Source organism: [Borrelia] finlandensis (assembly GCF_030438365.2).
GTDB lineage: Bacteria > Spirochaetota > Spirochaetia > Borreliales > Borreliaceae > Borreliella > Borreliella finlandensis.
This window is the reverse complement of record NZ_CP179479.1, coordinates 1-25,526: the sequence shown is the minus strand read 5'-3', so window position 1 is coordinate 25,526 and position 25,526 is coordinate 1. Positions and strand designations below refer to the sequence as shown.

Below are 25,526 nucleotides of genomic sequence, written 5' to 3'. Positions count from 1 at the left end.
AATATTTCTATTAAAAAAATTAAAGAAATAGGTTTTGCGGCTGTATATAAAAATATATAATAAAAAACAAATCGTCATATGCATATAAAGAAGATAGAGAAGAAGATTATGATAATCAAAATATACCTATTAGATTTTTAATAAAAGATAAAGAAGTTTATTCTTTTTATAAAATAGACACTTGGCGTAATTACATAAGACTTAATAAACTGTTCAAAACCAGAAAAACCATCATATTTATAAAGATTTCTTTGCTTAATTTCGTATAGAATTTTCATTCTTTGAATTTTACCATCAATATTTAATTTTAAATTAAATTCTAAGTGCTCTTTTAATTCATTGTTTTCTTAATTCACAATCTTGATTACTAATACTTCTTCTATTTAGATTTCAACTATTTTATATAAAGCTACTTCCTTTTATTTTCTTTTTTTCCCATTTTTTACTCCTATTCTTTATTTTTACACAAATTGCACGTCCACTAACAGACGGCCCCTCTATAAAATATATTATAGTCAAGCAAATTTTAACCATAAAGAAAAAATGTTTTTCAAAGTTTCTTTGATTTCTTTATAATATATTGCTCTTTAAGAAGGTTCTAATTTTTTATTTATAAGAGCTTTTCTACTATCATAAAAATGTATCTTGCCTTTAATATATTCTTCGCATTCTTTATAAATCAAGCCCTCTAATTCTTTTAAGAATATTTCTATTTTTTATAAACTGGTTTCTACAATAAAAATATTGTATATATTCTTTCTATATCTTGTAATATCATTAATAATATCAATAAAATATTAAAACTTTCTATTGACTATAATCTCCGATTGAACCGAAATTACAATATAATTTAAAGCATTCTTTAAATAGAAAATTTGAACCAGGAAAAATATCTAACACAATATAAATAAAGTTATAATTTACTATATTTACATTTAAATAATATTCTAATAAGAATTTTTAGCCAAAAATAATATTAATAGCAATAATAATACTTGCTCAAATAGATAAACTATTTTTCCATATAAGCTTAAATATGCGTTTTTAAATTATTGTTAATAACTTTAAAAAGTTAAACCTACGGGTTATATGTTGATACTATAAACTCTTTTAAATTATATGCCTCGTGAGCTTTTTCTCTAAATTGATTGTGAAGTTTCTTTACATGAGATTTAAGCTTATTAATATCTGTTTTTATAAGATCTTTATTATTTTCATAATCCAATATAAGTTGTTTTGACATTGATGAGACAGTTTCTATGATAGATAATATTTTGTCAAACGAATTTTTAAGCGTCTTTAAATCCGAAATATCCAGATTATTTAGCTTATCTTTTTTAGGGTGTAAGTGGTCACTTGCTGTGTCAAGAACTCCTCCAAGAGAGCTAAAGGCACCTAATATATTTTCCTCTGTTGCTAGCAATATAATATCAGAGAATTCCTTTAATTCATCAATATCTAGAACACTTAAAATAGTATAGGTATGCCTTCTAAATCTTATAGATCTTTCGGTATTGGCAGATACATCTTCAGTCCCCGGCCCCCAATTCAATACCTTAAAAGCCTGTACCCCATATTGATCTTCGGGTTCTTCTTTCATTCTTCTTTTATACTTTTCTTTATGCTCATTAGCTGTTTCTATTGAATTTTTTAAATCATTAAGTAGTGTATTTTTTAGTTGTTGTTTTTTTCTTAAGTTCTTCTTCTTCTTGTTTTTTCTTAAGCTCTTCTTCTGTTTTAGACTTTAATTCTTTTTGCTTTAGAGTCTTCAGTTTTGGGCTTTGATTTTTCGGTAGGCGGATATTTAATGCCTTTTTGATCAGTATTAAAATCTGCATTGCAAGCTAAAAATAGAAAAACAAATATATGCACAATTATATGATATTTCACAAATACCCTCCTTTATATCATTCCATATTTATTTATTTATTCTTATTATAATTAAATATTTAATTTAATTCGATATTTTCTATTTAATTAATAAAATTAAATATTTACCACAACTTAAACTTTTTTAGAATATATTTTATATATTCTCGATTAATTTTTACCAAATTTGTTTATTTTAATACTGGTATATTTCATTTGTGAAGTAAATTCTTAGTGTTTATTGTCTCAAAATTCAAAAACTTTGGAGGCATAAATAATTTATAAAGCATTCAAAATATTTATAGGATACTTTTATAAAGTAAACAATCATACTTTTTTATTATTTTCTATTTTATTGTAATATTGTAAAAAATTAGGAAGTAAATGTGCTTATTTATAATAAATTAGTTTTACAATATCTTTTATAAAAATTAAATTTTGATAAATATTGAAATTTTTATCGGTTTTAATAAAAATCTACCTATTTTCTATTCTTATATTTATAAAATCCGTATGTTTTTATTAATAAATCGGTTTTTCCTTAGAACAAAAACATCAATCATCATCTTAAAGTATTCCTTCTATTTCTTTCTTCAATTTAAAATATTGTTGATCAATAGTCGGCCTGGACACAACAACATTATATTCATGTGAATTTTCACCAGAATACTTAATATCTGAAGAATATAATTCCCTTATACACAAATACAGCCAATAAACTTCATTTTTAAATCTATTATTATGTTCATTTTTTACTCTACCAAATAATCTAATCAATTCTTTAGATCGAACAGAACCCAAATCTAAAAAGAATTTATTAAAATAGTTCTCATTATAGTCAGGCAATGGAGGTATGTCAGGATAACTGCCATTTTTCAAGCTATAGAGAGTCTTCTCTATATCATCCAGCAAACGATGTTCAGCTGCATGTAATTTTAAGCTGCATGTAATTTTAAATTAGAAAATTTGCCCACAGTAATAATATCATCAGCACTCATACCACAATTTTCTAAATTATTCAAATTATCAAAAAAAGATTTAACAGCTTGATCTTGGTTATCAGGCAAATAACAACCCAATAAAGCTACAGACAGTATTATTATACAAATTCTAAACAAAGTCTTCATATATGCTCCTTGCCCATCTTAATACCAAAATAAACTATAAAAGTTCATCAAAACACTATTGTTGTTAAACTTAAAAAGTTCTACTAAGATAGTTTGCGCTAGAACAAATAAACATAATACACAAGTCTATACCAATTTTATCTTTTATCAAGCCTTGTTAAATACCAAATATTATATTGATTTATAGAAATTAAATATTTAAATAATGTTTTTATAAAAAAATGCTTTATCTAAAGAATGTCCATAGACTACCAGAAAAATTATTCTATAAAAATTAATATTATAAGAGCATAATAATTACACTTAATAAAAAAGTTAATGAAACACATGTAAAAATAATATAAAACTTCTCACAATAAAAATATTGTTATGATTCCTGCACTGTTTTATTATTCTAAATTAGGTCCAATATAATATTGGATTTAATTTAAAACTGTATTATATTTAATATTGGATTTTAAATTTTAGATTTTAATTAAGGAGAATATTTATGAAATATAACATTATTACGGGCTTGTTTGTTTTCCTATTTTTAGCTTGCAATCCAGATTTTAACACTAATCAAAAAGATATAAAGCATCAATCTAGTAAAAAAAGACTAAAATCCAATAAAAAAAGACTAAAACTTAAAACAGAAACAAGCCTAAATCAAGAAGAAGTCCCAAATCAAGAAGCAAACCACAAAGAAGAAAAAGAAGCAAAAGAAAAGGGCATTAATAAAAAAACAGAAAACACGCTGCTTAATGATTTAAGAAATTTAATAGAAACAGCTAAAAAAGATAATGATAAATATACACAAAAGTTAAAAGAAGAATCCTTAAGCCAATACGGAATACTGGCTTTCAAAGATTTGTTCTGGCTAGATGGAACAAATGAGCAATTGTCCGCAAATACCGAAAGATCTAAAGCCTATAGAAAACGAGCTTATAGCATCTTAAATACTATTAATGACGCTTCTTTAAAGAATTTTTCAGAAATTGTAATGGCATCAGGACAAACACAGGGCATATTTAACGCCCTTAACTCACTTGGGGGTACTTTTGAAGAGATTGTTAATTTTTTGTATCCCAAAAAAGACAATTTGGGCAAATTAGAGACTTTAGTTTTAAAAAAGCTTAAAGATTCTTTGGAAAATTTTTTAGAGATAAAAAAAATCGCCTCAGAAATGATGCATAAGCTCTTATTAGACTATCAAAATAATACAAATCGTATACAAACAGACATAAATGAACTTAAGTCTTATGCAGACACACTTTTCAATCAAATGACAAAAAAAACCGAAGAAGCACTAAAGCTAAAAAATGCCATATGCTCAATAGAGGACCTTTAATTTATATATTGAAATTGTCATAATATAAAGACCTATCTTTTCCTAAAGATAGGTCTAACGTTGTTAAATACCATTTCTAAAAAAAAGATTATAAATAGCTTCTTGCTTTATTCCGCGCTAGCTTTTCAGCCCTACAAGAACGGTCATCAGAGAATAATCGCACAGGCTTTACTTTGGACAATTCTTACCTTGGTTTTTATTTCTTTATAAGAATACGCCTTAAAATTTAGAGTTGTATTTATCTCTCTATCATACAAAGTGATACAACTACTACAAATCCACAATAGTATCGCTTAATTTTAGAGTCATATTTTTAATATCTCATATTCAATATATGTACAGCCTAATATTAAAATCTTATGAATTTATCAATAATCTAAAAACAGCATCTTCAAGACTTATAAAAAATATTTCATTTATTTGGAGAAGTATTAATGAAAACTATAGTTTAAGTATTCTTTGGGGGTTTTTGATAAATTGCATTAACATTTAATTATTAAAATTTATTGGGAGGCAATATCAATATGAAAAAAATTTTAACATTGATATTAATTCTTGGCTTAACAATACAAATCTTTGCAACACAAGATAAGCTTGAAAAAAGTGTTGGAAGTATTGAAGCCATTATGAAATATAAAAGCGAAAAAGCAACTATACTAGCACCATTCCTTTTGAATTTATTTTTAACTTTAGGAATAGGATCCTTTGTCCAAGGAGATTATATTGGTGGTGGCGCAGTGCTTGGATCTCAGTTATTAGGAGGCATACTTTGCATAGCTGGAAATATTCTTGGCCATACAGATGATGAAGCAAGAGCAACAACTGGACATATAATAACAACGATAGGAGTAGGCACGATTATAGCATCCCACATAGCCTCACTTATTATTCCATTTACATTTGCAAATAAACACAATGCAAATCTTAAAAAAAGACTCGGCATTGATATTGCGGGTTTTGAACCTAATTTTGATATTGGAATAAACGGATTCCAACTGTCGTTCAAAAAGAGATACTAAATAAAATATCAAAGCTATAAAAATTAGTTACAAAAAACTACTGTAGTGATATAAATAATAAAATTTAATTAATGGAAATTTTATATAAAATAATAACAAAGACTTTATAAATTTGAAGATTTTCTTGAGAAGCTCATCATAAAAAGAAGATAAACACTGTTAATGTTTATTAGTATAATAAATCAAAATAATATAAATTTAATCCTGGCAATAAAAATGGGATCTTATCTTTAGATAGAGTTTTTAAAAGACTTTAAAAAAATATTAAAAAGACTATAACAATGCACTTTTATTGTCAAAAATTACTTATTTAATCTAATAAAAATATCTTATTATTCTGTCAAGCTTATTGTGTTGTATGTTCTCTAATATAATAATACAATTAATCTATACTAATTGAGGAGAAATTTTTATGAAAAACAACATAATTTTATGTATGTGTGTTTTTTTACTTTTAAATAGCTGCACTGTTAACCACGACACTGAAACGAAAATAAAAAAACATGCTGATAAAACAAAAAACGAATATATTAATGAAATAAAAAATTTAATAGCAACAACTAAAGAAAGCATCGACAAGCGCAAACTGCTACAATCCAAACCAGCAGATCAAAACCTTGTTGATGATAAAAACAATAAGAAAGTTTTTGAGATAGATAAAAGAGCTTTTGATTTTATAAATAGTTTTTTAACAAATGATGAATTCAATAAATTTGCAACCATATTTAATAAACCAACACTAAAATCGCCGGGCAAAGTATTAAATAGTATAGCAATTCTAGAACTTAATCTGGAGCAGGTAATTATTCACTTAGGCTCAAAAAAAGATGCCTTGGATAAGGCAAATACCTCGGATTTAGAAAAGATCAAAAATTCTCTTGAACAACTATTCTCTATAAGGATTTTTTTTTCAACAATCATAAAAAGGATCTTATTAGATCATCAAAACAATAAAAATTCTAAATCAGAAGAAACCTATTTCGATACGATATACAATCAGTTTAATGAAAAAAATAAAGAGGTTGGAAATCTGAGAAAAACCATATTATCACTGCCTAATTAATATGCGGGTTTAAGTAAATTAAACCTTTAAATATAAAAGTTTATTATTTACCATTAATATTGCTTTAATTAAACGCTCAGAAATTTAATTACACGAACAAAAAAATAAATGGAAATTAATTGACAAATAACAACCAATTAACCTTTAAGAAGTAAAAATTGCAAAAACAATTATTTTAATATTAAAATAAACATAATAAGAGATTTACTTATAATAGAAAACTTTACTATTAATTTCAGACAGGTTAAATCGACATTAAGAGATAAAATTTAAATAAATGATGTTGATCGGCCCGAAAGTATTCTGAAAACTGTCAAAATTAAAATCGAAAATTTAAATAAACTAGAGGAGCTTTTAGAAAAAATGAAAAATATCTTAAGAATCCAAAGAACAGTGAGCTTGTTTTATTAAAATAAGCAAGCATGTCCAAATTGTTGAACCAGTACCACTATATTAGGATATTAATTTACAAAAATTAATCAAGGATATATAAAATAAATTTTAAAAAAGTTTAAGTTGTAGTAAAATATTTAATTTTATTAATTAAATATTGAATATTGAATCAAATTAAATATTTAATTATAATAAGTATAAATAAATATGGAATGATATAAAGGAGAGTATTTATGAAATACCATATAATTGCAACTATATTTGTTTTTCTATTTTTAGCTTGCAGTACAGATTTTAATACTGATCAAAAAGGCATTAAATACCCGCCTACCGAAAAATCAAAGCCCAAAACTGAAGACTCTAAGCAAAAAGAATTAAAGCCTAAAACAGAAGAAGAGCTTAAGAAAAAACAAGAAGAAGAACTTAAGAAAAAACAACAACTAAAAAATACACTATCTAATGATTTAAAAAAGCAAATAGAAACAGCTAATGAGCATAAAGAAAAGTATAAAAAAAAAATGAAAGAAGAACCCGAAGATCAATATGGGGTACAGGCTTTCAAAGGATTGAATTGGGGGCCGGGGACTGAAGATGTATCTGCCAATACCGAAAGATCTATAAGATTTAGAAGACATACTTATACTATTTTAAGCACTCTGAGTCTTCATGAATTAAAGGAATTCTCAAATATTGTTATAAATGAAAATAAACTAGTGCCAGTAGTAGATATGTTTAATTTCTTTAGCTCTATCGGGGGAGCTCTTGATACAACAACTGATAGCTTATATCCCAAAAAAGACAATCTGGACAAACTAGATCTGTCAGATTTAGAAAAACTTAAAAATTCATTTGAAGAAATATTGTCTGCAAAAGAAAGAGTCGCAAGCGGGGCAATGCAACTTGTAAGAGATTATAAAAATCTAAAAACAGATATTAATAAGCTTAAATCTTATTTAAATGACCTTTACAATGAATCTGAAGAACAAGCTACAAAAGCAGAAAATCTAGAAGAGTTTATAGTGTCAAAATATAAACTTTAATGTTTCGCTTTTAAAATTTATTAACAATTTAAAAATGTATATTTAAGCTTTTGTGGAAAAATATTTTATCTATTTGAGTAGGCATCACCATTAATATTACTTTTGGCTTAGAAATTCTTGTATTCTTTCTGCTGAAAAAGTTTTTACAGATATCATAAAAAGCATATTCAGAATCAAAATAAATCTATTTAACAAACTCATCTACACTTATAATTCCTGTGGAATTTAGATGGAAAATCATTTGTTATTTTTTATTAAACTTTGGTTTTAAGTGTATTATAGATTTAATGGTCTAAAAATGTGTGAACATTTGATTTTTACTATTTAAATTGATTTTAATTTTATCTTTTAATTTTATACTTTTTAGACACGCTATATATTCTTTTGCCCTCTTTAAATAAAGAATCTTTTATCATTTATCTCTATGAATGATAAAAGATATGTTGTTTAATATTAAGCAAACTATAATTCGATCTTTAAAAAGATTTAATCCAAAATAGATAAGTTATAAAGCCTTCTAATATCTTTTATTTAAAAAATGTTAATAGTATTCTATTTTCTATCTTTTTCTATTATTTCTAAATTTATACACCACAATAATAGATAATGTACAAAAAATCAATATTAATAAAACAAATGTATTTATAGCACTTATAAAATTAGTTAAAACCGAACATATAGCTAATGTTAAAAATGAAAATATACGGGATATTATGCTATTAATAGAAGTTATAGTCCCCAAAACCTTTGAATCTATATTTTTTCTTAAAAAATATTCTAAATTATTAGAATAAATGGCAATTAAAATTACTAAAAATGTGATTACAGCAATAAATATGTAAATATGTGAAACTATTTTTATTAAAACTGACAATAAAGATATTGTGGTTAAAATAATATAAATATCATATTTTGAATGTTTAATTTTTCTAAATGCCCATGCTCCTGCAATATCTGATAAACGAAATAGCACATAAATAATTCCAAATATACTAACGGATATGGTTTTGTCAATAAAAATTGCTTGCCAGCACAAATAAAAAGGTTGATAAAAAAATTGAATAGAGCCAATCAAAATAAATAATTCTAAAAGTTCTTTAGATTTCAATAATGTTATTACAATTTTTTTAAACTTTATAAGATATAAACTTAAATCTTCTTTACCATGATTATAATGTGGATTTTTATCATTTGGTATAAAAAAAATTGTAATTAAAGACGCTACCAAATATATTAATAATAAAATTAGATAAATTTTTATATCAATGTACAAATATAATACACTTCCAATGTATCCGCCTAAAATAGCACCAATACTTAGGATTATTTTTACAAATGATATAAAAGCTTTTAGCTTTTTTGAGTTATTTTGATATGTTTTAGTAAAGCTAATGTCAATCGTGCCGGTGCTAATAGCAGCTAACATCCCATATATAAACCATGAAACACAAATAAACACGAATGAAGAGGTTTTAAAAACAATAAAATAAGAAATCATTAATAGAAAAATTGACACCAAGTAAACAATTTTTCTATCAAAAATATCTGATATTACACCTGATGGAAATTCAAAAATAATAATTGCTACCATATAACAAATTTGTACCATAGCAATATCTTTTAGTGATAACCCTTTATTTATTAAAATAATAGTTAATACAGCATGTGGCAAAGTCCTTGCAAGTTCTGACAAAAATAATGAATAAAAATAATATCTTTGATGTTTGCTTTCTATCATAAATCTTTATTATATTTTATTTATATTTTAAAAAAAAATATAAATAAAATATAATAAATTGCAATTACTAATACCAATTTCTTTATTTAAAAAATTATTTTTTCCATATTCATTGACAAAGTCAAAAATAATATCAACAACAACCATAATCAATGCAATTATGTTATTAGTAAAAAAAAGGGGGCTTGATGGTTTTTATTTATTAATATTATTCTACTTTTTAATTTAAAAGATGATGACCTTTTTATAATTCCCATGTCAATAAATTAACGACAAGACAAAATATTTGGAATATAAAATGGACCAATGCTTGAAAAATCATTGATATAGACAATATTTATAAGTGGAATAGAACTTTAAATACAAAATTTATTAATTAAAAAATATGCCTAAAAGAGGCCTGACTGCCTTTAAATATATATCTTTTACTTAAAAATAACGGGGGACAACGTAGAACCCCAATTATATAGCTAAAAAATAGGGGTGTGGCGGTTTTGAATTTAATAAAACAAATTTAAGATTCATAGTAAACTCATTGATTTTAATTCCTAAATTTATGCTTGAATATAAATTCTATAAAATATTTGCTATTTAAAAATAACTTCTTTTTTAAAAAAATCTTAAACAACAGTGTTTATATAATTAATAGTAGTCCTTGCTGGCCTTTAGGCCTATATAATATCGTCATTAACACCTCCGTCCTTATAAATCACTGCCCCTGCTAAAGTTTCTAATTTGCCCATTTTTTCAATAGTTGCTTTTGTATTTTAATAAATTCTACAGCTCTAAATCATAAATTATTCAAATCCTTGCTCTTAAATATATATATAAATTTCCTTTAAATGGCCTATTCCTTCTAAAATATTTTTAAGTGCTCGTCTCACCATTGATTATCAAAACACATTGTCGCTAATCAAGATATTGCCCAACTTATTAAACCGTGCTTATTAAGCGTGCTTCTTTGCAAAATTTATTATAATCAAAATTAAAAGCATCCTCCGTTGCTTATTACTGACAATTTATTGTCAATTGAGATCAATTTACCTTTTTCTTTGATAATATTTAATTTTTTCAAATGCTTTAACCAAATAAAATTTCTCTGTTTGGTAAATGATCTTTTAAATTTTTAGTTGCTTTTTTGTATATATTTCCTTATTTATTAAATCAGTTATTTACAATTTCTAACTTTATATTTTATATTTCAATAATATTAAAGATTAACTTGCTTATAAAATTTTCTTATTGTTCTTCTGATTCCTTATATTTTTTTAAAAGTTTATTAAGAAAATCTTTTTTATTTTTAAAAATCTCATCCATCATAAAACTTACAAACCTAGAATTGCTTTTATAAAAGTCATAACTTTCCTGGTTTTTGAGTTTAAATCTTAATGGTTTTATTGGATTTTGTTTTGATTTTTTTATTGTGCCATTTGTTTTATTTTTAATAAATCTTATAGAGGCCCTTATTCCATTATTGGTAATAAAATTTTCTTCTAATATTCCCGCCTCAATTGCAGCGGCTAATTTTATATATTCATAAGACTGTGTCTTTGCTAATTTAAAATCTGATAAAAAATCTTTAAAAGATTTATATCCTCCTTCTAAATAGAGCTTCTTATCATTTATTTTCTTAAGGATCTTCATGGTATCAATAATATTATATATTTCCGATTTAATATTATTTTTTAATTGTGTAATTAATCGCTCAAATTCTTCTTTTCTTTGATTCTCATTGCTTTGATCAAGAATATAATTTAAATTATTTTCTGAAATTCTTTTATTAATTTTTAAATTAATGTTTTTTTTATTCATATTTTTGCCCTTATTTCCAATAAGTCCGGCATGCCGGACTTATTAAGTTTGTCAATTTTTACAATTTTCCCAAAAAAACATCCAATATTTTTTTATATTCAATAATGTAATCTTTTGAAAAATCAAATTTTTCATTACACCCTATTCTTTTATTTAAATCTTCTCTTTCGCTTATGTATCCCAAAAACCCGCTTTTCATGCTTACTATTTCCATTAATTGCTTGTGAGTAACATTTTTTTTAAACCTTGTAATAACAATAAATATTGGTATTCCAGCAACTTCTTTTATATACCTTCTTAATGTTTCAAATCCTTCAACTGCCCATTTTTCTGCCGTCATTGGAGATATTACATAATTACTGCCAATTAAAGAAAGCTTTAATGTGAAATTCCTTTTGGGGTTAGTATCAATTATAATATAATCGTAGTTGTCTGCTATGGAATTTAATTTCGTCTTTAATGAAAATTCAATTGGAAGATGCCGGTTATCATAATAATACTCTCCATTTAATTCATCAACTGTTATATAACTAGGTATCAAAGCTATATTATTTTCAACATTAATAATGCTTTTATTAATATCTGTACCGTCTTTTATAACATTTCCTATGTTCATTTTAGATACATCGAAATTTTTTGTTTCTAATTCATTATAATAATAACTTGTAGTAGCAGCTTGATCATCTGTATCGATCAAAAGTACTTTGTACTTTTGCGATAATAGATTTGCAAGTATTATTGAAGTTGTGCTTTTACCAACACCTCCTTTAAGGCTTGCAATTGTTATTATTTTTGATTTTTTTCTATCCATCTTATAATTATTCCTTTTTCTGGATATTTTTTACCGTAAAATTCATATACGTGTTTCTCTAGTTTTGTAAACATATCAATACAAGCCATATTATATGGTGTATTTCCTTTTTCTTTTTTTAATAAACGAAACAATCCCTTAAAGTAACAAAAAACGCTTCCTTTTTTAAATCTAAATTCTATGTAATGTGCTTTTGATAATCCATATGACTTTATGGTTCCGTTTATTTCATATTTTACGAAAATGTTTTTTATAGGTTTTCTATATCCATAGTAAATACCTAAAAATTTGTCCCCTTCTTTTATAGAATATAAACGAACCTCTTCGACTTTCATTTGATTAAATAGTGTTCTTAATGATATACGACATTCATTTCTTTTATTATCAATTCCCAATTTATAAATATCCATCATTATTTTTGTATGATACATTGTTTTATCATTTTCTTTTTCAATCTTTATGAAACGATCTTTATTTTTACATTTAATTCTGGGCTTCTCTATTTTTATAGATTTTATGATGTTTTTCATATATTATCCTTATATAACATCTTTGTTTAACAATCTTTGTACAGGTTATTTTTCGTTTTCTTTATAGTTTCTAATAGTTCATAATAATAGACATTAAACACTTTATCATATTCTGGGTTTTTTTTGCTATTTAGATAATTTTTTATAATTGGCTTTAAAGTTTTTATTTCAAATTCTTTTTTCAATTGTTCTATTAGTATGTTGAAAATATTTACTTTTATATGTATATATTTTTTTGCAATACTTTCTTTTTTAATTTCAATTGATTTTTCTAGTTTAAGCTTTATTTCGTCTAGGTCTTTGTATTTTTTATTTTCAATAATAAAGTGGGGTTTGGTTTTATAATTTTTGTATATGTTTTCGATTTTGAGTTTCAGTTGCTTAGTTTCATGTCCTTTTTTTTCTAATTGCTTTTTAGTTTTGCTTAGTATTTCTTTCAATATTTTTTGCTTTTTCTTAAAACAAACTTTGTTTTTATTTTTTGTTAAGTTGGTTTCAATTTTTTTTACTATTTTTATTATTTCAATTGTTTTATTCTTACTAATGTTTAATTTTAAAATGGACTTAGCTTCTTTGGATAAAAAGTTGCATTTATTGAAATATTTTTTTATTTGACATTTTTCTATTTTGTTGTTTTTTATATTTTCTTCTTCTTCTTTATTATTATTGTTATTATTATTACACTCCTCTAAATTTAGATTCCCCTTTTTATTAAATTTGTCTTTAAGGTAGTTGTTAACCCTTGCTTGGAATCTTATATCTTTTTTTTCTTTAAAGTGTTGATTGATTTTAAGGTAGCATTCTTTTTTTGGATAATTAAGTTTGTAATAAATTTCAGTTCCAAAATTTACTCCCAAATGTTTATGGTAGTTAGTTGTAACTTTTAGTACTTTTTCTAATTTGTAAAGATAATTTTGCATTGTTTTTAGTTTAACAGTTGACTGTCCATTTCTTTTTAAATTTTCATTAAAGTAATAAAGTATATTGCTTTGGGTATATTTTTTATATTTACTGTTTATATACTTTAGCGTTGAGATAAAAACTATTAATTTGTGTTGTAATTTATTCTGGCAAGGTGTGCTTTTGCGGTTGATAAATGTATCTTGCATATTAATACTCCTAGTTATTTTGATTTCTATAAATACATTTATAGCACAGTATTTAAATAAAAGCAAATACTTTTATAAAAAAATCATAAAAATTAATAATTTATTGCAATGTTTATAATTGGGAAGATTGCAATTTAGCCTGAAGACAAGTTGATTTTAATTCTAATTTGAGCTACACTACAACTAGTGTAGAAGAATATTTTCATATTAACTACCTATTTATTTTTGATCATTTTATGAGAGGCAAGCAGGGCTTATATAGGTTCTTTGGTCAGAGAACTTATGTAAGCCCTGAGCTTTTACAAAAATTTTTTGTTTAAGAGACAGTAAAAATAGTTTTTGATACTTTTTACATATGTACTAAATTAAAGAATAAAAACATTAGAGGAATTTAGTTGTTAATAATAATCTGAATTTAGATCTGGAAAATTCAATAAGAGGGAATTAAATTTTTAAAAGCTCATATAAGTTTATAAAAAAATTAAATAGCGGTATCAAAAATTTTAAAGGATATGGGTATAAATATTTAAATTTTAATTGATTGGGAATTTAATTTGACAACATTATTGATATATTGTATTAACTATTTGGCCGTAGAGTTGCTTATATAAAAATGTAGATGTTAGTTACATGTCTTAATATAATATTGGACATGATATTTAATATCTATTAATAATGATTATGAAAGTTAAGAATCTTTTATTTAGTTAGCAAATATGTATTAATAGATATTAAAGAAAAGACACTATTAAAAGCAAAGAAAAATATTAGCAAGGATTGAAAAAAGATCGGGGGGGTATATCTTCTTTAAAGATGTGTTATTTAATATAATTATATAATTAAAAAATTATAAAGTGTTTATGTCTTTTTAATGGTCCGAGTTATTTTTAATTTTTTGACGTGATTTTTCTTTTTCTAGAGGCATACTATTGAATGCACTTCATCAGCTTTGTTTGCTTCAAATATTTTAATTGCGTATTTTTTATTTAACCAATAGTACAGCTTTTGTGTGCTCTTTAGAGCTTTTTATATTTTCTTTAGTAAACTTGATTACATTTGAGTTCTCAAATGCATATTTTAAATTATAGTGGTTTTTGAATTTTGAAGTTTTGTGTTTTACAAAAACAACTTATTATAATACATAATTAATTTTGTTTTTTAGGCATTTGTCCAACATGCATAAAAATATATTTATACAATGTTATGCTATTTTTATATCAACTGAATAGGAATTGTAAACTGTGATTAAACTAAAATTAATAAAAACTTTTATAAAAAATAAATTTAAGCTCAATTAAGAAAATAATTATATTAAAAAATAATGCTTTAAAAATTATATTTTAACAAAAATTATGAATTAAATGATAATCAAAAATTCCCAATAAGCAAATTGTCTATATACTTAAGCATATTTTTTTATTAAAAAAGTAATCAACAAGTACATTGGATTATTGGTTTGTTGGACGAGCAACATTAAAATCAAAATTATATATATAGGAATGGACGATATTGGTTATGTAATATTGCAAAGTGGCTGCCGAGCTCTTCAAAAAATAGGTCAAAAAGTTAATTGGGGGACATATGAAACGCGGAGTTTTCGGCCAAGCACAAAGAGATAATTTGAGAGCAGTTTTATTACATTGCTTGAAAAAAGTAGAAAATAAGGAAATAGTTGTTGATTTTGACCAAGATTCCAAAAATACAGTATTTTAACTAGCAACTTAATGTAAGCTATTAACAATATTTTTAAAAGCAAGAATGTAAATATTTGTGTCGATAAATAGATTAGCCAAGGTAAGTATTCCGAAAGACTGTCTATTTGGTATTAAAGACCTTTGGAAATCAATTACGCACAAGAACACGCGATTATCTAGAAACGCTACCATATGACCAAAAAGAGATATAAGAGTGCAGCAGAAGAGAGTATGTACAAAGAGCAAATTAACAAATTAGAGACTTATAGAAAAAGTAGTTTACTTTGAGGAAATAATTCTATATTTTAAGGGCTTTCAACTAAAAAACAAAAGAATTGTTAACCTATAATTTATATGAACTTTAGATAGATATAGGTTTATATAAATTAATTTATCGGGGTTGAATATGCTTTTTATGATATCTAAAACTTTTTCAGGGGAAAAAATACAAGAATTTCTAAGCCAAAAAGCATATTAATAGTAATACCTTACTCAAATAGATAAAATATTTTTTCACAAAAGCTTAAATATACATTTTTAAATTGTTAATAAATTTTAAAAGCGAAACATTAAAGTTTATATTTTGACACTATAAGCTCTTCTAGATTTTCTGCTTCTAGAGCTTGTTGCTTAATTTCATTAACCAGTTCATTTGAATAAGATTTAAGCTTATTAATATCTGTTTTTAGATTTTTATAATCTAAAAAAAGTTTTTTTACTTTTCCTGCAACACTTCCTTTTATATATAATATTTGTTCAAATGAATTTTTAAGCATTTCTAAATCCGCCATATCTAGTTTGTCTAGATTGTCTTTTTTGAAATATAGGTGATCACTTGCTATGTCAAGAGCTCCTCCAATAGCGCTAAAAGAATTAAATATACTTACTACTGATGCTAGTTTATTTATATCTTGAATAATATTTGCGAATTCCTTTAATTCATGAGGATCCAGGGGGCTTAAAACAGTATAAGTGTGTCTTCTATATCTTATAGATCTTTCGGTATTGTCAGACATCCTTTCAGTCCCTGGCCCCCAATTCAATCCCCTAAAAGACGTCATCCCGTAATGGTCTTCAGGTTCTTTTTCCATGCTTTTTACATATTTTTCTTTAAAATTGTAGGCCGATTCTATTTGCTTTTTTAAATCATTAGATAGTGTAGTTTTTAGTTGTTGTTTTCTTGGTTTTTCCTTCTCTTCTTCTTGTTGTTTTTTCTTAAGTTCTTCTTCTGTTTTAGGCTTTGATTCTTTTTGCTTGGAGCTTTCAGTTTTGGGCCTTGATTTTTCAGTAGGCGGGTATTTAATGTCTTTTTGATCGATATTAAAATCCGGCCTGCAAGCTAAAAATAGAAAAACAAATATAGTTGTAATTATGTGGTATTTCATAAATACCCCCCTTTACATAGTTTCATATTTATTTATTTATTTATGCTTATTATAAGCAAATATTTTATTTAATTAAATACATAGTATTTAATTAAATAAAATAAATAAATTTATTGTAGCTTAAACTTTTTTAAGATCTATTTTTATATATCCTTGATTGATTTTTCCCAAATTTGTTATTAGGGAGATAGTATGTTTTATTTATGAAGTGAATAAGGTTGCTTTTTTATAATTATTTAAATCCCAATGCGTTTTATTAAGGCAATATTAATAGGAAATAATGAACTTTTTTATTAGGCCTTTATATTTAAAGGCCTAATTTGCTTTAAAAATCCTTATTAATAAGTTTTAATTCATAATGTTGGGATAGATATTGATAATATAGTGTTCTTCAGATTTCCAACCTCTTTATTTTTTTCATTAAACTGATTTAATATTGTGCCCAGGTATTCTTCTAATTTAGAATCCTCTGTTTTTATAGAATTTGTATTTTTTTGATAATCTAACAAAATCTGTTTTATGCTTGTTGAAAAAAATTTCCTTATAGAGAATAATTGTTTAAGAGAATTTTTAATCTTTTCCAAATCTAGGGTATTTGCCTTATTTAAAGCATCTTTTTTTAAGTCTAAGTGATTAATTGTTTTCTCTAGGGTAAGCTCTAAAATTGCTATGCTGTTTAATATCTTGCCGGGCGATTGTAGCTTTGGTTTGTGAAATATTTTTTCAAATTCGTTGAATTCATCATCTGTTAAAAAACTATTTATAAAGTCGAAAGCTCTGCTATCTATCTTGAAAGCCTTCTCCTCATTTTTGTTGCTTGCAGGCTTTTGATTTGCCGGTTTAGCTTGTAGCAGTTCGTTTTTGTCTATACTTTCTTTATTTGTCGCTATTAAATTTTTTATTTCATTAATATATTCGTTTTTTATTTTATCAGCATGTTTTTTTGTTGCTGCTTCAGTATCATTGTCGAAATTACAGCTATTTAAAAGCGAAAAAACACACATACATAAAATTATTTTGTTTTTCATAAATATTCTCCTTAATTGGCTTAGATTAAGCCTATTATTATATTAGAAATCATACAACATAATAATGTATTTTGTTGTTAACAAGTATAATTTGTATAAAAAATAATATCCTCATCTTGTATTAATAGGATTAAATTTACATTGTTTTGTTTTTTTATACTTATAAACATTAATCAAATTTTAGATGCCCACTTATTATATTTTTAATTTTTATTCTTATTTGATCTTTTTTAGATAAAATAATTTTTATTTAGAAGGGGATTTCCTTTTAGATCTATCAGAAATTAATCTTCTTTTGTCTTGGGTTAATATTAAAATATTCTTATTTTTAATATTAACCACCCAGGGCCCGATTCATTTTAATTTAAAGTCTTTTTTAGTAATAAATGCTGACATACGGTATGATATATTATCCCTTATTATTGTCAGAATATTTACCATTTTATTATTCAAATTATTCCCTTATAAAAAATTCTTTATTTTTTAAATATCTTTTTAAACCTTTATGCCAAATTAGATATTTTCTTTTGTAAGGTCTTTTATATATAAACACCTTTTATTTGAAAAATTCATTTTTTACTTTATAATTTCAAATTACTATTATAAAGTAAAACAAAATTTTACTATTTTTTTCAAATTCTCTATTTTATAATCTTTTTATAGGCTCATTTATACTTAAAGCGTTTAATTTTTTCTATTTTAAAATATCCCGAGAGAACTCTTTTGCAAGATCTTAAATGTCAATGCAGTATTTTTGTAACCGATTTATATAACTTTTATTTATGCTTTGTAATTCTTCTTTGCGATTTTTATATTTTCGGTTTTCTTTTTTTGATAAATTTATTTGCAAATTCTTTAATTTTTTGATTTTCTTCTTTTTGGGTATATTCTAACCAATCTTCAAGTGTTTTATTTTTACCATGTAGTTTTCTAAATAATGAGTATTCTCTATCCCACTTAATAGTAACATCCTCATATTCTTTTATGATATGTATTTTTGATATATGGTTTTTAGGGAATTTAATCATATTAACTCTTCCTAACTGTTTAAAATTATTATAGCAGTTTGATTCTTTTATTTTTTGAATTTTGTGACTCGTAGCAATAACTGGTTATAAATATTCTATAAACAGATCTGATTTTTGGATTTTTACTCAACATATATGTTTTAATTTTAAACTTGTGATGCTATTATTGCAAATGTTTGCTGGTGGATTATTAATGTTTTTACCCTTTTATTCTAAAACCTTTTTTCAATAGTTGATATAATTAAAAATATGGCGATCTTTTTTAGAAATAATGAATCTAGCAATGATTATGATTGTATGTTTTAGGCCTTTCAATTTGGATTAAAAATATGAGTTCTTTATAGGCAGGCTTTATTATCTAAAATATAAATAGTGCAAATACTTTTACAGTATTTTAACGATTTTGTCAAAATTACAGGGATATGGCATGGTAAATCATGTTTTTCCTAAAATCCAAAAAAATTAAATTGATATATAATGGCAAAGGCAGCGCTCTTTTTTGGAATGCAAAGCCATGTAAAGTGAATCATTAAGCCATGTAGATTAATTGGAGTTTAGCATAGTGGAAGGCAGTTTAAAATATTTTATCTTTTTTACTTTTTCTTCTTTCTAAATAGCATATTTTCATATTTGGTGTTTGTATATTGATATCTTGTTGGAATGTTGCTTATAAAAGAATTGCCAACAAGACATAGCAAATTAATCCTTTATGCGATATCTTAAAGATTTATTTTTATTTTTTTTAATTGTGCACTTTAACTCAATTAAGGAAAAATTTTAGATATAAAAAGCCTTCAAAATTGATCTATATTAAAACAAACATGTATGGTCATTGCCGAATTTTTTATTTTACCAATTGCCTCATTTAGAGTTGTTAATATACCGTTATGCCCATTTTTATTTTCATCTTTAAGCTCATCATATACGCCTTCAAAATATGTTTCAACATTGCGCATAAGTGTTTTTATGCATTTTTTAGCTTCAATTTTATCTTCATTGCTTGAATTTTTTAAATATACCTTTATTAATGAATTTTGATTATTGAAATTATCTACTGCCTTTTTAAGGTCATTGTATTTGCTAATGCTATTGTCATTTCCATTAATTACTGCTATTTTTAACAATTCATCTAGCAAATTTATCATCTTTAATCCATTTTCTAAATTACTTTTAGCTGTTGGTGATGCGTTATAGCCTGACCCAATTAATGCCTTAAAAGCCAAATCAATCTTTTCTGATGACTTTTTAATTGCTTTAACTAGCTTAGGAGTATCTTTTACTTCAATATTTTTACTATTTTTTTTGCTTTTCTTTTGAGAATTAACCTCTTCATTGGACTTTTCAGCATCGATTTTGGCTTCACTCGCCAATGTTAAGAGATCTTGAGTACTTAATGTTTTTATTTTTCTTTCACTTAATTCATTTAAGTTTTGCTCACCAGCTGTTAAGGCCATCAAGCTATTTTTGTTCACTTCTTTTGCGGCTTTATTTTCGTACCATTTACACGAACTGATTAAGCTCATCAATATTAATAATACTACTTTTTTCATTTTGAAACTCCTAAATTAAACAATAATAATTGTTATTAATATATAATGCAATTCTAATGCTTTAACTATTGTGCATTATGAAAAATGTCTTAATACTATTTATCTAGCACCAAAGGCTACCTATGCCAACAAGTTAAAACTTAATTAGAAAATCTGTGTTTTTACAATGTTGTGTTAACTGTGTAATAAATAAATTATTAAAATTAAGCTTTTTGTATCAAGGGGATTAATAATTTAGCTTTTAAGTATTTGGGGGTAGTTATTTTAATAAAGATATTACTTACTGAGGGATTATAATCAAAAAAAGATATAATCAAGCACAGCGTAGAGATCTTGTTATAAAATAGTATTCATTGAAGAGATTTATTCTATTGATAAGGCAAAAAATACTAAGCATTACTTTATTCCTTTTATATTGATTTTAGCAAGGAGCTCTAATAATTGTTGTAAGCAAAGAAGACGGTAATTTTATAATTCTGGAATAAAAGTGTAAGAGATGAGTACAGCTACTAAAAGTCGCTATAATCAAACTTAAAGAAGATTATGAAAAAACAAAAAAAATACAAAATCTAATTAAAAACTTAATTAAGTTACATTAACTTAATTAAGTTTTCTACTATTTTTGCTGAGCTAGAAGAAGCTTTTTTTAAAAATTTTTTATAATCATCATAATTATTCTCATTATTAACTATATCAGATATTCCCCGGATGATTATAAAGGGAATTTTAAAGCCGTATGCTACTTGAGCCATTGCGGCGCCTTCCATGTCTATTGCGATTGCGTTTTCAAATTCTTCTGGAATTTCTTGAAAAGTTTGATGATCAATGAATTGGTCTCCAGTAATTATTAAGCCCATATATGAGGTTATATTGTTTATTTTTATTTTAGAAGTTTTCCCTATAAGAGCAGTGTTTGCTTTAAATTTTTTAGGGTGTTCTGGAACATGTCCAATTTCATATCCAAATCTATGCAGATCAAAATCGTAACTTATTGTTTCTGTAGATATTACAACGTCTCCTATTTTTATAAATTTGTTTTTATCACTATAAATTCCACTAGCAACTCCAGCATTGATTATGTGACTAATTTTATATTTTGATATAATATAGCTTGTCCAAAGGGCCGTATTTATTTTTCCAACTCCTGTAGCTATGGTGATTATATTATGATCCATTAATTTCCCAATGGCAATCTTTTTTTTTCTTCTATGTTCTTCTATTGAAATATATTTTTTGTTTTGAATAATCTTGTTTATCTCTTCTATTTCTGCTTTTGTAGCTGAGATTATTAAAATATTACTTTGAGAATTTTCATTTGGGGTATTTATTTTTGACTCATTTCCCCAGCTATTTAAAACTACAGATAAAAAAAATATTAATATGTTTGCTATATTTTTGATTTTCATTAAGAAAGCTCCCTTATATGTTTTTTATTAATTTATAAATTATTATTTGCATATTTTTATAGTTTAAATAATATTGCAATATTAAACTATTTATAGGGTATTGTTTGTGTTTTATTTTTAACAATAAAATAAGCTTTTAGTTAAGAGTAAAGTTTAAATTAATATTACTAATAATATCAACACTCAAATACAAAAATCAAAAAAATAAAGATATATAAAGCAACTTACCCTATTATTTGAATGTAAGTTTAAGTAACGTGCAAAAAGAAACTATCTTGAAAGAACTTTAAAAGTGATTGCAAGATAGAAAAAGCATTGGGAATAACTAAAAATTTTAATTAAACATTTAGGTTTAATGCGGGCACTGAAGCCCATTGGTGAGTCTAAATATTTTATTTTTTATTAAAATTAAAGTGAAATTGTATTTGACAAGGATGCAAAAGATGACACCATTAATAAAAAAAACAAGCTTAAATTTAATACAGATGCATGCTCGAAAATAGTTTAAGCAATAGCAAAATTAATGCTTTAGCATTTTATACTTAGAAGTTATTGAAATGGTTTATGTGTTGCTTGATTCTAATTCCTTGTATTTTGGGGGCTGGCTCTATGTGCTTGGGATTCTATTATATGGTTTGGATATCGAGATTGGTATCAGAAATAGTTTATAACTCTAATGCTTTAGATGTGCTTATAAAAGGTTTTAAACTAAAGATTGCTTAAAGCTATAAGAGATTTTATTCAAAAAGACAAATTATATGATGAAATATTGAAATTTAAGCAAAATATTGCAAATTCCCCAATTCTAGTGATTTTTTTAAGATTTAAAATGACAAAGCTTATTGAACTTGAAAAAATCAATTAATCACCCATTTTCTAAAAAAGATGTTTAGATAAGGGAAAAATCTCAGATTTAAAAAATGCCAAAAATTCTCTTGAACAATTATTATCTATAAGACAATTGTTTTTCAACGGCTATAAAACAGATTTGTTAGATTATCAAAACAATAAAAATTTAAAATAAACTCAATGATTTACTTACAATAGAAAATTTTGTTGTTAATTTAAGAAAGGGTTTAGATCGACATTAAGAGATAAAATTTAAATAAATTTGTTGATCGGAGCCAAAATTTTCAAAACTGTCAAAATTAAAATCGAAGATTTAAATAAACTAGAGGAGTTTTTATAAAAATTGAAAAAATATCTGAAAAATCTAAAGAATTTAAGAATAATTAAGGAATCTGCAAAGGGTTTTAAAGAGCAGTGAATTTGTTTTATTAAAATGAGCAAGCATATCTAAATTTTTGAATTGGGATATTAAATTAGTATATTAATTTATAAAAATTAATCAAGAATATATAAAATAGATTTTAAAAAAAGTTTAAGTTAAAAATATTTAATTTTATTAATTAAATATTAAATATTAAATATTAAATCAAATTAAATATTTGCTTATAATAAGTATAAATAAGGAATGGTATAAAGGAGAGTATTTGTGAAATATCATATAATTGCAAATATATTTGTTTTTCTATTATTAGCTTGCGGTACAGATTTTAATACTGATCAAAAAGACATTAAGTATCCATATAATAAGCCCAGCATAGAAGAAGACCCAAATATAGCAATATAAAATACACTACTTAATGATTTAAAAAATTCAATAGAAACAGCTTACGTATATAAAGAAGAATATATAAAAAAATGGAAGAAGAACCTAAGGATCAATATGGGGTACAGGCTTTTAAGGCATTGCATTGGGGAAGCGGGACTGAAGTGATGTCTGCCAATACTGAAAGATCTGTAAGATCTAGAAGGCATACCTATACTATTTTAAGCGCTCTAGATATTGATGAATTAAAGGAATTCTCTGATATTATATTGCTAGCATCAGAGGAAGATATATTAGTCGACTTTGGCACTCTTGGGGGAGTTCTTGACACAGCAAGTGACCACTTACACCCTAAAAAAGATAAGCTAAATAATCTGGATATTTCGGATTTAAAGACGCTTAAAAATTTGTTTGACATATTATCTTATCATAGAAACTGTCTCAGCAATGTCAAAACAACTTATATTGGATTATGAAAATAATAAAGATCTTATAAAAACAGATATTAATAAGCTTAAATCTCATGTAAAGAAACTTCACAATCAATTTAGAGAAAAAGCTCACGAGGCATATAATTTAAAAAATTTTATAGTGTCAACATATAACCCGTAGGTTTAGCTTTTTAAAGTTATTAAAAATAATAATTTAAAAACAAGTATATTTTAGCTTATATAGAAAAATATTTTATCTATATAACCAAGTATTACTATTCTTATTATTGGCTTGAAAATTCTTATATTATTTTTACTAGAAGTTTATATACAAGATTAGTAATTGCTTTATCTATTCTTTTTAAGAATTTAGGTTTTCTTTTGCTTTGATGCAAGGTTTTAAGTAATATAAAATATTGATATATTAAACAAGTTAAAAGCATTTTAAATTAAATATAAGATTCATTTCTTCAAACTTACTATTTCTATGATTTCTCTAGCATTTAAATTTGCCTTTTGCAAATATTCTTCGCTTGTGCTATTCTCCCTTTTTGACTTTTGTTTTAAGCAACTTTTTATTTTAAATAGCTATGTTTTTCCCTTTTTCTTTGTAGCTATTACTAAAATGTAGTGTATCCACTGATATATCTTTTAATGCCTTTTATTATTTTAACAATTGTTAAGTTTTTCAAATAGAAATTGCAAAAAATTTTCTATACGTTAATTTAAAAAATTGTAGATATAATTTGCTTTTACAATTTACTAGCTTTTTTTAGATTCTTAGATGTTTTAGGGTTATCATTAATATATCGCTTTAGATTATGCGAGCTTTTTTAAGTTTTATTTTAAGTATAAAAAAATTGAAATCAAATTTTGTAATAGTAGATATAAATTCATTAGTGCTGTTTCGATAATATTTTAGATTGCCTTGACTGTGAGCTTTAGAGGTTTAAATGAATGTGGTTGAGTTTTGATGTAGATTGTAGGGTGTGTTAACTGGAAAAGTGTTTTTAATTAGTTGTATTTAATTGTATATAATGTTTCTTGGGCTTGACAATTAAGAGTAAGCAATTTTCAGTTTTTTAGCATTAATTCTAAAACCAAATATATTTTTGGCCACACTTAATTTTGTTTGCATTAATAGATAGTAATTTGTTTTTGTCTATAAGCTCAATAGATAAAAACAAATTAGAGAATATGCTTTAATTTGTAAACAGGTGTTCAATGTATAAGAGATTATTTTAGATTTAAAATTGCAAGGAGTTCTTATATTTGATTTTTAGATAGATGAGGCAATGGATTCTAGGGGTCTCTAATAATATTCCAAGTAATTGGTGAATAGCGCTAGAAAAATTGATATATTCACCAATTAGGAGGAATTCATTTGGATTAATTTTGTAAAAATTTTTCTGCTAATAGCTTGTCTTTTAAAAAATAAAATACCATTTATTTTTGCTTTTTTGGGGGTAAAGTTTATCTTTTTAGATTAAGGTTTAAGTTTTTAAGGCTAATCTTTGGAGTTGAAATATTTATACTATTAAAGAATTATAT

At 24.7% G+C, this 25,526-nt stretch carries 19 protein-coding genes and 3 pseudogenes; 8 read left to right on the top strand and 14 right to left on the bottom strand.

Going from position 1 to position 25,526, the window contains the following annotated elements; all coding sequences use genetic code 11:
* Window positions 1-56 precede the first annotated feature (56 nt).
* Window positions 57-269 carry a plasmid partition family protein gene (locus tag QIA19_RS04920; RefSeq protein WP_418905159.1) on the top strand — a complete coding sequence of 71 codons (213 nt, stop codon included), beginning with the start codon at window positions 57-59 and terminating at the stop codon, window positions 267-269.
* On the opposite strand, the pseudogene QIA19_RS04915 reads toward QIA19_RS04920, so the two are convergent.
* The 4 genes and pseudogenes from QIA19_RS04915 to QIA19_RS04900 form a co-directional block, all read right to left on the bottom strand.
* Window positions 180-439: pseudogene (locus QIA19_RS04915) on the bottom strand (chromosome replication/partitioning protein); the annotation flags it as partial. The gene QIA19_RS04920 and the pseudogene QIA19_RS04915 sit on opposite strands and share 90 nt — an antisense overlap.
* A gap of 639 nt (window positions 440-1,078) precedes the next feature.
* Complete coding sequence (locus QIA19_RS04910; protein WP_418905153.1) at window positions 1,079-1,600, bottom strand: virulence associated lipoprotein; 522 nt, start codon at window positions 1,598-1,600, stop codon at window positions 1,079-1,081.
* Between the two features lie 137 nt (window positions 1,601-1,737).
* Window positions 1,738-1,890: a hypothetical protein gene (locus QIA19_RS04905; protein WP_418905152.1), complete on the bottom strand. Its 153-nt coding sequence runs from the start codon at window positions 1,888-1,890 to the stop codon at window positions 1,738-1,740.
* A gap of 546 nt (window positions 1,891-2,436) precedes the next feature.
* Window positions 2,437-2,996, bottom strand: a pseudogene (locus QIA19_RS04900) (P52 family lipoprotein).
* Window positions 2,997-3,486: 490 nt separating this feature from the next.
* Between QIA19_RS04900 and QIA19_RS04895 the strand changes: the two are divergent.
* The 4 genes from QIA19_RS04895 (at window position 3,487) to QIA19_RS04880 (ending at window position 7,841) form a co-directional block, all read left to right on the top strand.
* Entirely contained in the window at window positions 3,487-4,326 is an 840-nt protein-coding gene (locus tag QIA19_RS04895) for a virulence associated lipoprotein (protein ID WP_418905151.1), read from the top strand.
* Window positions 4,327-4,850: 524 nt separating this feature from the next.
* Window positions 4,851-5,345, top strand: a complete 495-nt coding sequence (locus QIA19_RS04890) for a P13 family porin (RefSeq protein ID WP_012672232.1) — start codon at window positions 4,851-4,853, stop codon at window positions 5,343-5,345.
* Window positions 5,346-5,757: 412 nt separating this feature from the next.
* Window positions 5,758-6,408: a CRASP family complement regulator-acquiring lipoprotein gene (locus QIA19_RS04885; RefSeq protein WP_012672246.1), complete on the top strand. Its 651-nt coding sequence runs from the start codon at window positions 5,758-5,760 to the stop codon at window positions 6,406-6,408.
* A 626-nt stretch (window positions 6,409-7,034) separates the two neighbouring features.
* Window positions 7,035-7,841 (top strand): complement regulator-acquiring protein, encoded by an 807-nt coding sequence (locus QIA19_RS04880; RefSeq protein WP_418905150.1) that lies wholly within the window; start codon window positions 7,035-7,037, stop codon window positions 7,839-7,841.
* 559 nt (window positions 7,842-8,400) lie between these two features.
* On the opposite strand, the gene QIA19_RS04875 is transcribed toward QIA19_RS04880, so the two are convergent.
* From QIA19_RS04875 to QIA19_RS04855, 5 genes are all read right to left on the bottom strand, one after another.
* Entirely contained in the window at window positions 8,401-9,579 is a 1,179-nt protein-coding gene (locus QIA19_RS04875) for an MFS transporter (RefSeq protein ID WP_418905149.1), read from the bottom strand.
* Window positions 9,580-10,818: 1,239 nt separating this feature from the next.
* A complete protein-coding gene (locus QIA19_RS04870; protein ID WP_012672229.1) occupies window positions 10,819-11,391 on the bottom strand; it encodes a chromosome replication/partitioning protein in 573 nt (190 codons plus the stop codon).
* A 58-nt stretch (window positions 11,392-11,449) separates the two neighbouring features.
* A complete protein-coding gene (locus QIA19_RS04865) occupies window positions 11,450-12,202 on the bottom strand; it encodes a ParA family protein (RefSeq protein ID WP_418905148.1) in 753 nt (250 codons plus the stop codon).
* On the bottom strand, window positions 12,178-12,732 hold the full coding sequence (locus QIA19_RS04860) for a DUF226 domain-containing protein (protein ID WP_012672237.1): 555 nt from the start codon (window positions 12,730-12,732) through the stop codon (window positions 12,178-12,180). Before QIA19_RS04860 ends, QIA19_RS04865 begins: the two co-directional genes overlap by 25 nt.
* Window positions 12,733-12,758: 26 nt before the next feature.
* Window positions 12,759-13,841: a plasmid maintenance protein gene (locus QIA19_RS04855; protein WP_418905147.1), complete on the bottom strand. Its 1,083-nt coding sequence runs from the start codon at window positions 13,839-13,841 to the stop codon at window positions 12,759-12,761.
* Window positions 13,842-15,422: 1,581 nt separating this feature from the next.
* Here QIA19_RS04855 and QIA19_RS04850 point away from each other — a divergent pair.
* A complete protein-coding gene (locus QIA19_RS04850; protein ID WP_012672211.1) occupies window positions 15,423-15,554 on the top strand; it encodes a hypothetical protein in 132 nt (43 codons plus the stop codon).
* A 550-nt stretch (window positions 15,555-16,104) separates the two neighbouring features.
* Here QIA19_RS04850 and QIA19_RS04845 read toward each other — a convergent pair.
* The 5 genes from QIA19_RS04845 to QIA19_RS04825 all read right to left on the bottom strand — a co-directional run bounded on the left by QIA19_RS04845 (window position 16,105) and on the right by QIA19_RS04825 (window position 21,932).
* Window positions 16,105-16,920 carry a virulence associated lipoprotein gene (locus QIA19_RS04845; RefSeq protein ID WP_418905146.1) on the bottom strand — a complete coding sequence of 272 codons (816 nt, stop codon included), beginning with the start codon at window positions 16,918-16,920 and terminating at the stop codon, window positions 16,105-16,107.
* Between the two features lie 353 nt (window positions 16,921-17,273).
* Window positions 17,274-17,948: a CRASP family complement regulator-acquiring lipoprotein gene (locus QIA19_RS04840; RefSeq protein WP_012672228.1), complete on the bottom strand. Its 675-nt coding sequence runs from the start codon at window positions 17,946-17,948 to the stop codon at window positions 17,274-17,276.
* An 809-nt stretch (window positions 17,949-18,757) separates the two neighbouring features.
* Entirely contained in the window at window positions 18,758-18,976 is a 219-nt protein-coding gene (locus tag QIA19_RS04835) for a hypothetical protein (protein WP_010256964.1), read from the bottom strand.
* Window positions 18,977-19,770: 794 nt separating this feature from the next.
* Window positions 19,771-20,526, bottom strand: coding sequence for a hypothetical protein (locus QIA19_RS04830; RefSeq protein WP_012672234.1), 756 nt, complete (start codon window positions 20,524-20,526; stop codon window positions 19,771-19,773).
* A gap of 590 nt (window positions 20,527-21,116) precedes the next feature.
* On the bottom strand, window positions 21,117-21,932 hold the full coding sequence (locus QIA19_RS04825; protein WP_418905145.1) for a 5'-methylthioadenosine/adenosylhomocysteine nucleosidase: 816 nt from the start codon (window positions 21,930-21,932) through the stop codon (window positions 21,117-21,119).
* Window positions 21,933-23,427: 1,495 nt separating this feature from the next.
* Here QIA19_RS04825 and QIA19_RS04820 point away from each other — a divergent pair.
* Together QIA19_RS04820 and QIA19_RS04815 are read left to right on the top strand one after the other, a co-directional pair.
* Window positions 23,428-23,565, top strand: coding sequence for a hypothetical protein (locus QIA19_RS04820; RefSeq protein ID WP_012672221.1), 138 nt, complete (start codon window positions 23,428-23,430; stop codon window positions 23,563-23,565).
* Between the two features lie 71 nt (window positions 23,566-23,636).
* Window positions 23,637-24,156, top strand: a pseudogene (locus tag QIA19_RS04815) (virulence associated lipoprotein).
* The last annotated feature ends 1,370 nt before the right edge of the window (window positions 24,157-25,526 follow it).

Excerpts from the sequence above, each read along its gene's own strand:
- QIA19_RS04910 (WP_418905153.1), bottom strand. The coding sequence starts at position 1,600 with ATGAAAGAAGAACCCGAAGATCAATATGGGGTACAGGCTTTTAAGGTA.
- QIA19_RS04895 (WP_418905151.1), top strand. The coding sequence starts at position 3,487 with ATGAAATATAACATTATTACGGGCTTGTTTGTTTTCCTATTTTTAGCT.
- QIA19_RS04890 (WP_012672232.1), top strand. The coding sequence starts at position 4,851 with ATGAAAAAAATTTTAACATTGATATTAATTCTTGGCTTAACAATACAA.
- QIA19_RS04885 (WP_012672246.1), top strand. The coding sequence starts at position 5,758 with ATGAAAAACAACATAATTTTATGTATGTGTGTTTTTTTACTTTTAAAT.
- QIA19_RS04880 (WP_418905150.1), top strand. The coding sequence starts at position 7,035 with ATGAAATACCATATAATTGCAACTATATTTGTTTTTCTATTTTTAGCT.
- QIA19_RS04875 (WP_418905149.1), bottom strand. The coding sequence starts at position 9,579 with ATGATAGAAAGCAAACATCAAAGATATTATTTTTATTCATTATTTTTG.
- QIA19_RS04870 (WP_012672229.1), bottom strand. The coding sequence starts at position 11,391 with ATGAATAAAAAAAACATTAATTTAAAAATTAATAAAAGAATTTCAGAA.
- QIA19_RS04865 (WP_418905148.1), bottom strand. The coding sequence starts at position 12,202 with ATGGATAGAAAAAAATCAAAAATAATAACAATTGCAAGCCTTAAAGGA.
- QIA19_RS04860 (WP_012672237.1), bottom strand. The coding sequence starts at position 12,732 with ATGAAAAACATCATAAAATCTATAAAAATAGAGAAGCCCAGAATTAAA.
- QIA19_RS04855 (WP_418905147.1), bottom strand. The coding sequence starts at position 13,841 with ATGCAAGATACATTTATCAACCGCAAAAGCACACCTTGCCAGAATAAA.
- QIA19_RS04850 (WP_012672211.1), top strand. The coding sequence starts at position 15,423 with ATGAAACGCGGAGTTTTCGGCCAAGCACAAAGAGATAATTTGAGAGCA.
- QIA19_RS04845 (WP_418905146.1), bottom strand. The coding sequence starts at position 16,920 with ATGAAATACCACATAATTACAACTATATTTGTTTTTCTATTTTTAGCT.
- QIA19_RS04840 (WP_012672228.1), bottom strand. The coding sequence starts at position 17,948 with ATGAAAAACAAAATAATTTTATGTATGTGTGTTTTTTCGCTTTTAAAT.
- QIA19_RS04835 (WP_010256964.1), bottom strand. The coding sequence starts at position 18,976 with ATGATTAAATTCCCTAAAAACCATATATCAAAAATACATATCATAAAA.
- QIA19_RS04830 (WP_012672234.1), bottom strand. The coding sequence starts at position 20,526 with ATGAAAAAAGTAGTATTATTAATATTGATGAGCTTAATCAGTTCGTGT.
- QIA19_RS04825 (WP_418905145.1), bottom strand. The coding sequence starts at position 21,932 with ATGAAAATCAAAAATATAGCAAACATATTAATATTTTTTTTATCTGTA.